At 45.6% G+C, this 16,793-nt stretch carries 5 protein-coding genes; 4 read left to right on the top strand and 1 reads right to left on the bottom strand.

Annotation, left to right across the window (positions count from 1 at the left end):
• The first annotated feature begins 90 nt into the window (after positions 1–90).
• The 3 genes from ACZ41C_RS12545 (at position 91) to ACZ41C_RS12535 (ending at position 2,775) form a co-directional block, all read left to right on the top strand.
• Positions 91–1,125, top strand: a complete 1,035-nt coding sequence (locus ACZ41C_RS12545; RefSeq protein ID WP_464561876.1) for a COX15/CtaA family protein — start codon at positions 91–93, stop codon at positions 1,123–1,125.
• A gap of 27 nt (positions 1,126–1,152) precedes the next feature.
• Positions 1,153–1,650 (top strand): IS1096 element passenger TnpR family protein, encoded by a 498-nt coding sequence (locus tag ACZ41C_RS12540; RefSeq protein WP_464561873.1) that lies wholly within the window; start codon positions 1,153–1,155, stop codon positions 1,648–1,650.
• Positions 1,651–1,716: 66 nt separating this feature from the next.
• A complete protein-coding gene (locus ACZ41C_RS12535; RefSeq protein WP_464561871.1) occupies positions 1,717–2,775 on the top strand; it encodes a nucleoid-associated protein in 1,059 nt (352 codons plus the stop codon).
• Between the two features lie 121 nt (positions 2,776–2,896).
• Here the strand turns inward: ACZ41C_RS12535 and ACZ41C_RS12530 are convergent, their stop codons facing one another.
• A complete protein-coding gene (locus tag ACZ41C_RS12530; protein WP_464561869.1) occupies positions 2,897–3,961 on the bottom strand; it encodes a hypothetical protein in 1,065 nt (354 codons plus the stop codon).
• A 285-nt stretch (positions 3,962–4,246) separates the two neighbouring features.
• Here ACZ41C_RS12530 and ACZ41C_RS12525 point away from each other — a divergent pair, with 285 nt between their 5' ends.
• Positions 4,247–16,633: a T9SS type B sorting domain-containing protein gene (locus tag ACZ41C_RS12525; RefSeq protein ID WP_464561867.1), complete on the top strand. Its 12,387-nt coding sequence runs from the start codon at positions 4,247–4,249 to the stop codon at positions 16,631–16,633.
• The last annotated feature ends 160 nt before the right edge of the window (positions 16,634–16,793 follow it).

The following is a 16,793-nucleotide window of genomic DNA, read 5'->3' as shown; positions in this document are numbered from 1 at the left end:
TGATTTGTCGTAAAGGTGAATTGGGTGAAAAAAATGGGGTTTCCCCATTATTTTTTCAAAAGAGTGGTAATTTTGTACAAACACTGCTCCATGAAAATATCCTTTAGAAGACTTGCCAAATTAGCGCTTATTCTAGTATATCTGGTCATTGTAGCCGGTGCCGTGGTTCGTATGACCGGAAGCGGTATGGGTTGTCCGGATTGGCCAAAATGTTTTGGGTATTATATCCCTCCCACGGAAGCTTCTGAACTCCAGTGGCAACCGGAGAGCCCCTATAAAAAAGGTCAGGTTATCATAAAGGATGAAACATTATGGGTAGCAGCCAAGGATTTTATATCCACTACATCTTTTGATGAAACTAATTGGCAGATGTATACGAAGCATGATTATGCAATTTTTAACCCTTGGCATACGTGGATAGAATACATTAACCGACTCTTTGGTGCCCTAGCGGGTTTGGCTACCCTTGCTTTGGCCTTAAGTTCCATCACCTACTGGAAAAAACAAAAAAGAGTCACCATTCTCTCATGGCTGGTAGTATTTGGCATGGGTTTTCAGGCCTGGCTGGGGGCCACCGTAGTATATTCCGTCTTGGAACCTGTAAAAATAACCTTGCACATGCTTATGGCCTTGTTCATCGTGGCAATACTACTTTATATTATTTACAGGGTAAACAATGAGGACAAGAGAATCATTTTTGACAAAACAACACTCGTTTTAGCTTGGTTTGCATTGATTTTGACCATCGTTCAAATAATTCTTGGCACGCAAGTTAGGCAGTTTGTGGACCATCAGATTGATATAGTGGGAGATACCGCTAAGAGGTTATGGCTGGCAGACCCAACATGGGTATTTTATGTACATCGAAGTTTTTCCATTATTGTCATTCTTTTAAATGCCTATTTGGCTTACCGAATTTTCAAACTGAACCTCGGACATATAAAAATTGTCTGGATTCTATTTCTGTTGGTGGTCGAGGCTTTCTCTGGAATGGCCATGTATTATTTGGATTTCCCATTTGCAAGTCAACCACTACATCTTGTTCTTGCCTCGATTTTATTCGGGGTGCAGTTCTATCTGGTTTTAGATGCCCTTAAGCCAAAAACAAGTCTCAATTCTTTGTAACTTTGGCATCCCACAAATTAATTAGGTATGGTCTATAAAATCAGGATAATACTGGATGCCGAAGAGGATATCTTCAGGGATTTGGAAATTGAAGCCCACAATACGTTGGAGGAATTTCATAATGCCATCACCCAAGCCTTTGGCTTTTTAGGTAATGAAATGGCATCCTTTTACACCTGTGACGAAAATTGGAAACAGGATGAAGAAATTGCGTTGTTCGATATGAGCGAAACAGGTTCCGATGTGCGATTGATGAACGAAACTTTTTTGGAAGATGTCTTGACCGAGGACAGTCCTAAAATGATCTATGTTTATGACTTCTTGAATATGTGGACCTTTTTTGTGGAACTAGCGGATATCGTGGAAAAGGAAGACGGCCGCCCCTACCCCAATGTACTGTTCAGCTTTGGGGAATTGCCGGAGTCACCCCCGGAAAGAAAATTCGAATCAGAAAATAGTGCCTTCGACTTCGATGATACCTTCGAGAATTATGACGACCTTGACTTTGATGAGAATTGGAACTAGACCGTAGTTAGTAGTTAGTAAAAGAAAAATAATCCCCAGGCAATACCTTTTTAAACAAACATTTCCATGATCAACTTATATGCTACCCAAATCGAACATATATCCATACACAGGGTAGGAAACAAAAATAAGGGCGAAGGAATATTTTTGTCCGCAGAACCATTTGCACTCAACGACGAGACTACAGGTCTATTAAAAGAATACTTTTTTAAACCTTTTCGCGAAAAGGAGGAGAATTATTTTAAGCTCTCAAACGACGTGGATGTGGAATTCAATGAACTCTACAAATTGGCCAGCACCGTTTTTCAGGATTCCTCAAACGCGCATGAGGCCTCCAAAAAAATAGCAACCTTATTGTTTGAACAGTCCAACCATCCCCATATTAAAAGCGGTGAGGTATATGTAACCTATTTGACCGGGGTGCATTTGGACAATGAAAAGGTTGAAGCCTTGGGTATTTTTAAAAGCGAGCTAAAACATGACTTCCTTCAGTTCAAGGAGAATGAATCCAATTTGGATATTATCGTCCAACAAGGTATCAACATTAATAAACTAGATAAGGGGTGCTTGATTCTCAATGTTAACAAGGAAGAAGGTTATAAAGTGCTTTCCGTAGATAGCAATAAATATGACACCAAATATTGGCTAGAAAACTTCCTTAGCGTTGAACCACTATCAGATGACAATTTCAAGACCAAAAACTACTTAAAATTCTGTCAGAACTTTGCCAAGGACATAGTTTTACCTGCTGAAGACAAGCAGCAAGAAGTGTTGTTCATGAACAGAGCGGTTAATCATTTCGCCAAGAACGACGCCTTTGAGGAAACCAATTTCCTAAATGAGGTTATGGAAAACCCAGCCTTGATTCCGGAATTCAAACACTATAAGGTAGAGAAAGGTCCAAAATACAGCATTGAAGATGTTTCCAGTTTCGATATTGCCAACAAGGCTGTTTCCGATGTCCGAAAAAAGATAAAAAACGTTATCAACCTCGACACGAATATCCAGATCAAATTGGACTTCATCAATCCGGAATCCGCCGAAAAATATGTGGAAAAAGGTTGGGACGAAGAGCGACAGATGTATTACTACCTAGTATATTTTAACAAGGAACAGAAGAGTTGATTTTTAACCTTTAGCCTTTAGCCTTTAGCCTTTAGCCTTTAGCCTTTAGTAATAAAATCTTTTTCATTTTTCACTTTTCATTTTTCACTTTTCATTTTTCACTTTTCATTTTCACACAGAACTAAATTTTGATATTCTGCTCAATTATCTGCTTCATACTGACATCCTCATAGTTGCGGCGGACAAAATTTAAGGCAAGGTCCAGGACTTCGCCCATCGTTTTGCATTTGCTGAAATTCGAATCAGAGGTCAAGATGCCAATCTGTTCCTTCAAAAGGGCTATATTCTCTTCCGTTGAGATGGTATCCTCCTTACAGATTGCCCGTAGCTTTTTGATTCGGTTTCCAGAGCTAAGAATACGTTTGGCCACCATGGAACGCTCCTCCAGTTTGTATTGGTCCACCGAATCCCGGAGCAGCTTTTCACGTACCATTTCTACCATTTGATAATTTTCCTTGAAAAACTGGGGTCGGTATACCTTTAGTTTTCCTTCAAAACATTGTTGGTCAAAATCGATGGCCCGAATCTTATAGACCACATGATCAAAATCATGGGTGGGTACAATGACATAGTTATAAGATCGCATATCGCCCAATAACCGAATCATACATCGCTCATTGAATTTTACGAACTCCTTGGCAAGCTGTGCCTTTTCGGGTTCGGAACATTTGGGCAGCATGTTCCTAATAAACTCATCGCCTGGAATCCCTGCAATGTGCTCCTCGATCAATGTATCCTTGTATACCAAAAAGTTCAGGTTATAGGGAGAGAGCATGTGCTCCAATTCCAGCCCATAGATACGGGAGGCATCGGTACGTTTTATGTAGAAATAGGTAAAGTTGTCGTTCAGAATGTTTCTAATCTTAATTCGAAAAGGTTTGGAGTTTCCAAAGGTGCAAAAGTCTACCGCATCCACATTGAGGTATTGATGGATGTTGTTACTACCATCGGAATGTAAAATCGAATAGACTTTTTTTAGACTATCGTCTATTTCCTTTCGGTCAAATTCGGAATAATACACCCGTATCCAAAGGGTATCCTCGTCATTGTTGTCATAGACAACCACTGAGCCGGAAAACCTGAGCAAATCATCATAAAAAATTGGAATTTCGCTCTTCCGGTTGTAGTGTTTAAGATAACCGTCCAATGCCTCGCTGACGGGATAGGCCGGCTTTTTTTTCGACATCAATTTTTCTTCCATAGCACTGAATTGTCCCCTAAAGATACAACAAACAGGACACTAAGGTAAACAGCTCCTTTTATCGATAAACCGCCTAATTCATTGCGTTTCAAAAAAGCCATACTACATAATAGGTATGGAAGACCACAAAATAAAAGGCATTGGCAACAATACATTGCCCATAATGCCATAATGAGGTTTTTTTGAGGGTTATAACTCACGCTTTTATCAATAATGTAAAGAATTCTCTTTGTTTTATTACTTGTCTTAGGGATAACCGGTAACGCGCAGTTGAGCGACCTTCACTATTTACCACCCTTAAAACAAGGACAGAACAACCAAGGTATACAGGAACAGGCAATCTATCTCTCCACGCCTGAGCCTACTACATTTACGGTAAATGCCTACAGAGGTACAAACCCAACCCCAATAGCTTCCTTTAACATCTCAAATATTAGTCCCGCCACTTGGACTCTGGCCAATGGAGATAACAATATTACCTTGGTGAACAATGCCAATACAGGCGTTGTTCTAAACAACAGTGGGTTACGTTTCGAATCCCCAAGCGGCAATCGATTCTACGTTAATTATCGAGGAAAATCATCTGCCCAAGCTGCATCATTGACGGCCAAAGGTAGGCAGGCAATGGGTACCCGATTTAAGTGGGGCGGTGTTCCCAATTTAGGGGGTAGGCACGCATCCAAATCCAATACCTTGGGTATCATGGCAACAGAGGATAACACTACGGTACGCGTATTTGGATATGATCCCAATTGTACGTTTCGTATTGGCAATAATGCAAACGCCATTACAGCCGATACCTACACCATCACTTTAGACGCCAACGAATCCTTTGTTTTTGAAAACTATATCGGAAATGTTAATCCGCCTTCTCTAGCGCAACAGCAAGGATGGATAGGAGCATCTATTGAATCCGACAAGAATATTGTTATAAGTAACGGCTCGGTCAACTTTGGTCGTCAAGTAAACAATAGTAATAGGGATGCAGGTATCGATCAACCGGTTCCTGAAAACCGACTCGGAAAAGATTATGTTTTCGTAAGGGGCAATGGCAATACTAATGGATGGACGGAGTTTCCCTTGCTCATCGCTACGGAGGACAATACCCAAATATTTGTCAATGGCAGTACAACTCCATTGGCTACTCTAAATAACGGTGACTTTTTTGAAGTTCCCAGTAGTTATTATTCATCCAGTACTGTAGGGGCTAATATGTTTGTGCAAACTTCAAAGAACGTATATGCCTATCAATGTTTGGCCGGAAGTAGCGGTGCTCAAACAGCGGGATTGAACTTTGTGGCTCCTGTAAATTGTTTGTTACCCGATGTCATGGACAATATTCCGGATATTAGGAACATAGCAGGAACAACTGTTACTGGTGGAATCACAATAATTGCTGCAGTTAATACTCCGGATTCAAATATATCGATAACGGATGGTAATGGACCTGTTACACTACCGCCATCAAGCCCAGTGGCGGGATCTTCAGAATGGAAAACCTTTTATGTTCCCAATTTGAACGGAAACGTGAGCGTGCAATCCACCGGACCCATGGCCGTTGGATTTTTTGGTGTAAACAATAATCAAGGAGTCGCAGGTTATTTCTCTGGATTTGATACGGTGCCAGAGGTTACCTTGGAAATTAGAGGAGGATCTGGATGCTTTGTAGGTTCTGAAATTTTTGAAGCAACAAGTAATTTCGATGCGTACCAATGGTATGAGGATGGTGTTTTAATTCCTGGGGCAAACGGTCCTAGTTATGCTCCTACTGGAGCTGGTGACTTCTTCGTAAGAGGTACCAAAGGACCTTGTACCTATGATAGTAATACCATTCAGGCGCTTTATTGCGACCCGGATGTAGTCCTAACCAAGACCGTTGACAATGATGAAATCATGGAAGGGGAAACGGCCACTTTTACGGTACGGGTAAGAAATAATGGAATTGGACCCCTTACCAACCTCCGAATTACAGATAACATTCCAGCCGGACTCACCTTGGAAAATGCTTTTACCATCCATGGTACTTGGAGTGGTAGTACATGGAATATTGGCACCTTGGATGGCGGGGACGTCGCACAACTAGAACTTACCGTTCGCGCAGATGAAATCGATACCCTACCTCTTTTAGGTTTAATAAATACCGTTACCAATACCCAAGACCAAACGGATACTAATACCACACCGGACAGCCCTACCGCATTGATTACGGTCCATAACGATACGGACAATGACGGCGTCAGGGATATCACTGATTTGGATGATGACAATGACGGAATTTATGACGAGGATGAATGTGATACCTTGGCCTTCAACATCGCCAATGGAAATGGCCATACCAGCCCTTTGGTCAGTGTGGACAATTATCTGATCGTAGATATTTTCAGCGTGGATAACTCGTTTAATCTAAACCTAAACGGGAATGATGTAGCGGGTGAAATCCAGTTCCAATTGGGTGCGGCAGGAAATTTTGCACGATTTACGGATGGTACTACCTACGGACAGGCCGGAAACCCAAATATTTGGACCGTAAACAGTTCCAACGGAAGCCCAACGATTAGGGTGATTATTGATCAATCCGGACAATTTCAGATTTTTGGGGCAAGAAGCTCCAACGGTCCTTTGGAACCCATGTTCTTGGACACGCCACCGGCACCTGTTTCATGGAATCCTTCTGGAAGTAATTCGTTCACCATTGGCCAACAAGTGGTAGGACCAACAAATATGCGGGGTGTACTATTGACCGCAGGTTGCGATACCGATAATGATGGAATCCCCGATCATTTGGATTTGGACAGCGACGGCGATGGCTGTAGCGATGCCAACGAATTTTATAAGGATGGTAATGCCGATGGTGGCGATGATGGTGTATATGGGGCAGGTGTTCCTGCAGTAGACCCTACTGATGGAACCGTAAACGCGGCATCCTATGTTCAGGTGTTCGCTCCTGAAATTTTGCTGGGCAACACCTCAGAAAACTTGGGTGGGGCATCCCTAACGGGACAGTCCATAAACTTAGGCCAATCGTTCCAATACGTGCTTCGTTTTCAAAATACGGGCGATGACGATGCCACAAACTATTCCATACGAAATATACTTCCAGCTAATGTAGCCTTGGATGGCATCAATACTTCCGATGCTCCGGGGGTTACCTCCAACCACGATCCTGTAACCAATGAAATCGTATTTCAAGTACCGGATAATTTGGTGGAAGTGGGAGACCCTGAGTATACCATACGTATTATGGTGACCCTTTCCGGAAATTGTTCGGATTTTGTGGATGCCTGTTCGGGCACCCTGGTCAATGAAGCGTATTCTACCTACCAAGGTACATTGAATCCCGCCACCTTTACGGATGAGGGCGGGGCAAATTCAACCTCCCCTTGTGACGTACCTCCTCAAGTTGCTACCAATGACATTTTAAGTGATTTGGCAAACTGTAACGTGGCACGTACCGTTCAGCTATGTGGTGATTTCGCCATCTTAACCGCAGGAAGTGGTTTTGCCACCTATACCTGGGCCATCGACGCCAACGGCAACGGACAGATAGACGCGGGGGAACCCGCGATCAATGACGGTAATCCGGACAATAATCCCGCGACACTTTTGGTAACGGATATTGGAAACTACATCGTTGAAAAATCCGGTGCTTCCGGTTGTGTGGATTTGGTGGAACTGATTACCGTAGAACGTTTTGGGACCACCCAGACCAACCCCATTATCGACTATTTCAATATGGTCAACGCGGACCCCAATCCGGATAACGATATCCAAGGGGAAATCGTAACCTGTTCCATCGATGGGGACTTACTTCCCAAAATATTTTTGTGTGGTGAAAATGACGAGGCTACCCTGCAATTGGGCATTTCCGATGCCCAGAGCATCGTTTGGCAAAAATTGGACGAGGGCAGTTGCTCGGCTACGGGAGATGATTGTGCAAACAAAAATGGGACCTGTACCTGGACCAATATGGCCATACAGGACAATTTTACCATAACCGATAGCGGTGAGTACCGCGTAGTCATCAATTATTTGAACGGATGTTTTAGCCGTTTTTATTTCAACGTGTTCAAAAATACGTTGGATCTTGATTATACTTCGGATGATATTCTGTGCAGTACACCAGGTAACATTCGTATCACCAATGTTGGATCGGGATATGGTTTTCAGTTAGTGGATGCTTCGGATGATTCCGTTGTCGTACCTTTTTCGGCCAACAACGGGCCTAGTTTTGATATTACGAACAGCGGGTCTTACTATGTGGAAGTAACACAGCTAGATCCAATTACGGGAAATCCAATGGATGGTGCCTGTATTTTTACCACAGAGGATATCGGGATTTTGGAGCGCGACTTTCAGGTAAACATTACAACCGTTGCAGCGGAATGCGGTGCCCCGGGAGCCATTAACATCCAAGCCTTGAACGTATTGCCAAATTACAGTTATGAACTTCGTTTGGACGACGGCAGCAACGGTGGATTGGGCACTTTTGTGGACAGTCAACTGATTTCCCCTGATAATACCTATTCGTTTACCAGTGTAAATGCAGGTGATTATATCGTCATCACCACTACCGATGATGGCTGTACCGATACCCAGAACATTACGGTAGCGGAAATACCGGAACTTACGTTAAGTGCTGTTACTACGGACAATATTACCTGTAATCCGGGAGTTATCACCTTGACCCCAAATGGTGGGCAACCCAACCCCGACTATTTTATGGCCATTTGGAGCAAGGATGGAACCGATCTGTATCCAAGTCCACCAAATATGCTGAACATTCTGGTAACGGATATCCAGACGGCCAGCAACTTTACCTTTTCAGATGCTTCGGATGCAGGGATTTATGAATTCATTGTATTCGATGACAGTGGATGCTATGCCATTTCGAATTCCGTTGAAATCGAGTTTTTGGGCACTCCCTCCATATCGGCTTCCCACACGGACATCATTTGTGCGGATTCGTCTACCTCATCCTTAACGATAAACGTTACGGGCGGAACGGCCCCCTATCAATACAGTTTGGACGGTGTAACCTTCCAAGCCCAAAATACCTTTGTAAACCTTCCTGCCGGGTTCTATACGATTTCCGTTATGGATTCCAGCGGAACCCCAACGTCCAGATGTATCGAAACCCTGGAATATGAAATTGACCAGCCCTTCCGTTTGACCGCCTCGGCGGCCATCGTGGAGGACGCTTCGTGCAATCCAAGTGGTGCCTTGGTCAAGATTTTAAATGCCAGTGGCGGTGAGGCCCCCTACGAATATAGTTTCGATGGCGGAAGCAATTTTGGTGCCTTGAACGAGCGAAACCTAATGCCGGGAACCTATCAATTGGTCGTACGCGACAATTTAGGCTGTAGCTATGACATGGACCTAACGGTTCCGGCGCCGGCCGCGGACCCCAACCTTTCCTATACCGTAGATTATGACTGTGATGGTTTGGGAACGATAACGATAAATACATCGAACACGACCGACTTTGACTATACCTATACCCTCAACGGCACTTTGAACACTCCAGGGGATAGCAATATTTTTGGCGGTGTAGCGGCGGGTACACACACCGTTACCGTTGATTATTCAAGCAGTAGTACCCCCGATCAGACGACCTTGTTCTTTGAAAACTTTGGGGCAGGACCTAGTACCCAGATCGGTGAAATTGGTCCGGATTATTGCTTTGAACCCCAAAACGGTTCCTTGACCCCATGTAACCGTGGACCTGCAGGAATATTGGTAAACGGGGAGTATACGGTCACGAATTTTGTGACCAATCCTTTGACCACCTTAACCAGTCCGCAAGATCACACCGGGTTGACCGATGGTCGCTTCTTGGCCATTGACATCTCTACTTTCTCCGATACGGGTAGCCCCGTATTGAACTCCATTCTTTGGGCGAAAAGGGATGTTGAAGTATTGCCCAATGAGGAAATCACCTTGAATTTCTGGGCCTACAACCTCATGAACTTGGGTGGTGCAGGTAACAATCCAGAGGTGTTGATCGAGATATTGGACAATGGTGGTACGGTAATCCATAGTGAAGTGGTACCGGAAATTCCAAAAAACACCAGCGATACGGATTGGCACGAACGCACCGTTACCTTTAACCCAGGTGCCAATACGGATATTGATATCGTCTTCCGGAACAATGTGAACAGTAACGATGGTAACGACCTTATTTTGGACGACATTACGGCCTTTCAAGTGCCTTCCGTTTGTCCGGCTAGTCAGGACCTGACCGTAGTCGTTGAAGCAAACCAGGCTTTTGAAGCCAATTTGTTGGCGGTTACCGACCCAAGGTGTAACGGTTCTTCGGATGGATTCATTCGTTTTGAAGTGGACAACTTTACGAGCGGAATTGGTTTCGAGTATTCTTTTGACGGTACCAACTGGACCAGTTCCTTAACATCTCCAGTGACCACGGCTGCAAATTTATCCGATGGCAGCTATACGGTTCAAGTCCGAAAATTGGACGATACGTCCTGCGCCGTTTCCTTCCCCATTACCTTGACGGAACCATCGGCCATTATACCGGCTTTAAGCCAGATATCGGACTATACCTGCTTTAACACAGGGGCTACTTTGGAAGCTTCGGCATCGGGTGGAAACCCAAGTTACGAGTACCAATTGGAGAACACCGCAGGAACGGTGATAGCCACTTATCAGACCAACACACAATTTACCAATGTGCCGGATGGCGATTATCTGGTTCGGGTTCGGGATACGAATGCCTGCGAAGTGTTATTGCCCCTGACAAGTGCAGTAACGGTGACCCCTCCTGCGGCCATCGTGTTTACGACCACGCCTACGGCATGTTACTCCGGCACCAACGATGGCTCCATAGTAGTGGATGTTACGGCAGGTAACGGGGATTATGAATTTAGGATCAACGGAGGTCCATGGATTACGCCAACGCCAGCTTCGGCGACTTCCTTTACCTTCTCCGGGCTTTCTGCAGGTAGTTATGATGTTGAAGTAAGGGACCAATTGGGTTGCCCCACCGCCCCCAATACCCAAACAGTGGTCATCAGTCCGCTTTTGGAACTTGATGTGGACATCACACCGCTTAGTGCCTGTGGCGACGGATTGATTACCGCAACGGCTACGGGAGGAAACGGCACCCTATTGTACGCCATCGTACCCGCAAATACGAGTCCGGCAGGCTTTTACAGTGCCACAAATACCCTTACGGTTACCGAGGCCATGGCCATCGCAAACCCAGCAGGCTGGGATGTATATGTCCAGGATAACAATGGTACTCCGGCAATTTGTACGACCTTGCGTGAAGATTTCATCTTTGCACCGGTGACGACATTATCCGTAGGTGCCGTTCCAACGGATCCGGAATGTTTCAACGGATTGGGAGCAATGGATATTACCATTACCGGTGGAACCGCCCCCTATACGTATGCCATGGTCGATCTATCCCCTGCGGATGGTATCGATTACAGCCGAAACAATACGAATATTTCTGCTACAACCTTAAATTATAGTGGTATTGGCGTAGGTGATTACGAAGTCACCATTACCGATGCCAACGGATGTACGGCAACGGCAGCCATACAGACCATAAACAACGCCGTGGAAATTACCGCGGATATCATACCGATATTGCCCGCGGCTTGTAACGACCCAGATCCATTGGAATACGGATTTGAATTCGCCAATGTCGTTACGCCAACCGGTACAGTCGAATACAGTGCCGATGGTGGAACTACATGGCAGGCTTCCAATGAATTGCGAGGCTATGCCTCCGGTACCGAGGTTTTCCCTTCCATTAGGGTTACTTTGGCCAGCGGAACGGTTTGCCAAAAGGATTTTGACCGATACATCATTCCATTCCCATTGGACGACTTGGATATTACCCTCTCCGCCATCATTATAGGCTGTAACGATTTACAAGTAACCGTTGAGGGTAGTGAAGGAAATCCGATTCCCGGTTATGAATATACCTATACGGATGACCCGGCCAATTTCAATACGTTTGCCGCCAATCCGGCCGTATGGACAGCGCCATTGCCTAGCGGTACCGCCCATACCTTTGCGAACATCGACCCGGTCACACCGCAGTATCCAGAAGTGCCTTTACTGGTTCCCGGAAAGACCTACGTGTTCTACGTACGGGACGGGGCAGGCTGTATCAGACAAAGTAATGTCAACGTAAACGAGATTCCGGGCATCAATCTGCCTATTGAAATCACAACGGACATACAACCTAGTTGCGATAGTGCCGCAAATGGAGTCATTACCTTTAATTTGAACCCTACGACATCCTATCCAAACATGCGATGGGAGATCTATGAACTGGGCAATACCACGCCTATTGAAACCAGTGGAGGAATCGTAGCTTATAATAGCAGCATTACCACTACCGTACCCTTAGCAGAGGGTGAATATTACATTGATGTGATTCAAGTGGACGGAAGCAATGCGGATGCCTGTAGGGGCGCGAGTGAAAACGCTTACGTACCGGAATTGGCTCCATTATCAGCGACGGCCACGGCCACTAGGGATATTTCCTGTAATTTGCCAGGACTCATTTCGATTACCGGAATTACCGGAGGCGGTGGGGCTCCCTACTCCTACGATATTACCGGTCCGGCCGGGTTTATGGCCTTGACGGGCACCTTGGACAATCCGGTGGAAATTCCTGTGAATTCCCCAGCAGGGAATTACACGGTAACCCTATTTGACCAATATGGTTGTTCCTACGTGACCAACACGGTTACGATGAGCTTAACACCCAACCCAACATTGAGCGTGACCCAGGACAATTGTGTCTCGCCCATTACGGTCAACGCTGTAGGAGCTTCGGCCGCAGGTAACCTTCGCTATGCCATAATAGCTAGCGGTAGTCCGGCACCTACAACCTTTGAAAACAATGGCGGTATATTTACCAATGTAACGCCAGGTGCCTATGATGTTTATGTCATGGACGGAAATGGATGTACCAATGTTGAAAGCAATTTCACGGTAAATCCGGTGTTATCGGCAGATGCAACCCTTACTAAACTATTGGATTGTACCGCATCGCCCGATGCCATAATCGGTATCGAAGTCTTGGCCGGTTCTGGTAGCTATGAGTACAGTATCAGCAATACTGCGGGTGCCCCTGCCGTACCTCAAGGTCCGGTTCCTGGGACGACCTTCGATTATCATGCGCCAATGCCAGGTACCTATACCATAACCATTTACGATACCACTACGCCCAATAGTGCAAGCTGTAACCGAACCTTTACCATCAATGTTCCGAATAGGGTCGTACCGGTCATCAATCCGTCGATCATTGCGAACGATGTGAGCTGTTTTGGTGCCAGTGATGGAAGTATTACCATTAGTACCACCAACGGCGCGGCAGCTCCGTATACTTTTGAGATTACGTCCATGGACGGTGCCGCTATCAGTATTTTGCCATCGAGTACGACGGGCAATTCTGCCACCTTCACAGGATTGGCCCCTGCCACGGCAGGTGGTTATGTGGTGACCGTAACGGGAAATCCCGCTACGAACAACTGTTCCGTGGATAGTGTGGTCATCCCGATTGGTGAGCCTGCCCTTATTAGCGTACCTGCGCCGACCGTAGTCGAATTTGGTTGTACCAGCGGTAATACCATGGACAACGCATCCATTTCCATTAGCGGGGTTACAGGTGGTAGCAACAACTACGTACGTTATGAGTTTATTGAGGAGGACGACCCAAATACCATGGCCGTAGAGGCACCGGTAACGGTACAGTCCGGAACAAACCCAACATACATTGAAACAGATATTGCCGGAGGTATGTATACCATCAATGTATATGATGACCAAGGTTGCTTGGGAACTACCACGGCGACCATAGCCCCCTTCGATTTGATGGGCACTCCTAGCGTTCATGTAGTTAGTCCAATCAGTTGTCCGAACCCGGATGAGGACATTTCCATAGACATCGTTAGCAACATGACCAGCTTCGCGACCCACCCGGCCAATTATCAATTTAGACAATTGCCCTCGGGCGCCTATCAGGCAGGTAACACCTTTTCGAACTTGGCCGCGGGCACCTATACCTTCGCTGTTTTAAATGTGAATACGGGCTGTGAAGTGACTGTATCCCATACCGTTGCGGCACCCAATACTTTTGATATTACCTTGAGCAATATTACCAACGTCATCTGTTTTGGCGATGATGGAAGCATAGACCTCAACGTGGCCGATGCCACCTATACCGGAGACTACAACTGGGAAGTCTTAAATGCCGATGGCACTCCGACGGCCAGAACGGACGATGCCGGTACATTGACCGGTTCAGGTACCGTTGCCAACATTCCGACAGCGGCAGGCAACTATATCGTTCGGGTAACGCAAGTAGCATTTCCGGAGTGTTTCCAAGAAAGGTCGTTTACGATCAATTCGCCAACGGCACCGATAACGTTGAATCCAATTGCCCTCACCGACGTAGGTTGTTCCAACGACCAAGGTGCGGCGACCATTACGCCAGCGGGCGGACAGGGTCCGTATACCATAACGATTACCCCTGCTTTGGGCACACCGGTAACACGAACCAATGTGTACAGTCATGTTTTCCAAGGATTGGGCGCGGGCACTTATACGGTCAGTGTTACGGATGCCTTCGGTTGTAACCAGCTTACCGGAACCAACAGCTTTAGTTTGGTGGTACCGGACCCCATAACCGGCAGTTCGTCAAGCACCGCTTTGGTCTGTGAGGGTGATACAGATGCTGCGATTACGGTGACCTTGAACCCAAGAAACGTAACGACCAACTACAGATATGTACTGAACAAGTATGCCGAAGGGGCAAGAACGACCTTGTTGAGTACCTCTGTTTCCCAAACGAATCATACGTTCAACAATTTGGGCGCTGGTTTCTATAGTGTTCTCGTCACCGATGATATGGGATGTACCGCTACCTTCGATGAGGATATAATTGAACCTTCAGATGTGGAGGCCTTGTTGGTTACCAACCAGCCCATGACCTGCCAGAACGGTGCCGAATTGCTATTGGTAGCATCGGGCGGAACGGCCCCTTACCAATGGAGTGTTGATGGCCTTTCGTTCAGTCCAATGAACGAGACCATTACTTCAGATACGCATTTGTTCACCAATGTATCCGCCGGAAATTATCGGTATTACATCATGGACAGCAACAGTTGTGTATCCATCGTTTCAAATACTGTAGGCGTGGAAGATGTTCCTGCCTTAACGGTGGACGTTGACCCATCCGCAGCATTCATCAATTGTAACGGGGATGCGACCGCCGTGATTTTGGCAGACGCCGATGGCGGATTAGGAAACTATCAATTCGCCCTATTCAGGGATGCGGCCGCCACGGATCAAGTGCGACCCAACCAGAACAACGGTACGTTCGCGGATTTGCCTATGGGAACCTACTACGTTAGGGTACAAAGTGGGGATTGTGAAGTTATTTCGCAAGTGATACAAATCGATGAACCTGCACCCTTGGTGGTAACTCCTGATATTACGGAAATTAGTTGTTCCGATGCCAATGATGGCGCCATCACCTTGGATGTTCAAGGGGGAACGGGCAATTATCAATATGCCATTTCACCCAACCTGAACCAATTTGACGATCAAAATACTTTTGATGAACTGGAAGAAGGATCGTATACGGTAATCGTCCAGGATGGCAACGGTTGTTTTGAAGTAATCCAATTTGAACTGATTGCACCGGAACCATTGGAAATGGAGGCTTCCAGCACACCGGAGATATGTGCCGGGGATGGGGACGGAACCATTTCAATTACCGTGACGGGAGGTACGGCGCCATACAGTACCGCACTAAATTCCAATGCGGATGCTGATTTTGTACAAGATCGTCTGTTATTTGAAAACCTTGCGGGAGACACCTACATCGTATTTGTTAGGGACGCCAATGGATGTACCACAAACCAGACCATTACCGTTGAAAACGGCGCCAACCTCAATGCCACGGCAGAGGTAATCTATGAATGCTCCGGGGATACACCGGACAATAGAATTCAGTTGGTATTGGAAGACCCAAGTGTGGCCGGTGATGTATTGTATGCCTTGGATTCAACAGACCCTAATGACTATAGGTTGGAACCGGATTTTGCCAATTTGGCTCCTGGAAGTCATTATATTCTATTAGTTCATGCCAATGGCTGTACAAACACCATCGACTTTGAGGTGCAGAGTTTTGAACCATTGCAATTGATCTTGGAACAAAACAATCTAAACGAGATTACAGCCGTCGCCTCCGGCGGAAGTGGTGATTACACCTTCTATTTTGGCGATCGAAACAATGGGGACGACAATACCATATTCATTACACGCACGGACACCTATACCGTGCGCGTTGTGGATGCCTATGGATGTGAAGCGATGGCCACCATTTACATGGAGTTCATCGATATTGAAATACCCAACTTCTTTACCCCTGATGGGGATGGACAGAATGATCGATGGATTCCTAAAAATATTGAACAATACCCAGACCTGTTCATCAAGATTTTTGATAGATATGGCCGTGAGGTTTATCTACTTGCAGACGATAGGAACGGTTGGGACGGACTATATCAAGATACCGATCTACCAACTGGAGATTACTGGTATATTCTGAAACTAAACGGTGAAGAGGACAAGCGGGAATTCATAGGACATTTTACCTTATATCGTTAAACCCAACCAAATTATATAGTAAGCCCGTGCATTTGTGCCACGGGCTTTTTTTGTCAAAAAAGCCCTTTTCATTGACTTGATCGATGAAATACCACAATAATTGACCCGTTCACAACAAACTCTTGCCTTCCCTTTATAATCCTTTTTTATTTGTAGTTCA

It is taken from the genome of Maribacter sp. C-4077 (assembly GCF_055378385.1).
Note: the sequence above shows the minus strand (reverse complement) of the source record. Positions and strands in the feature narration are given on the sequence as shown.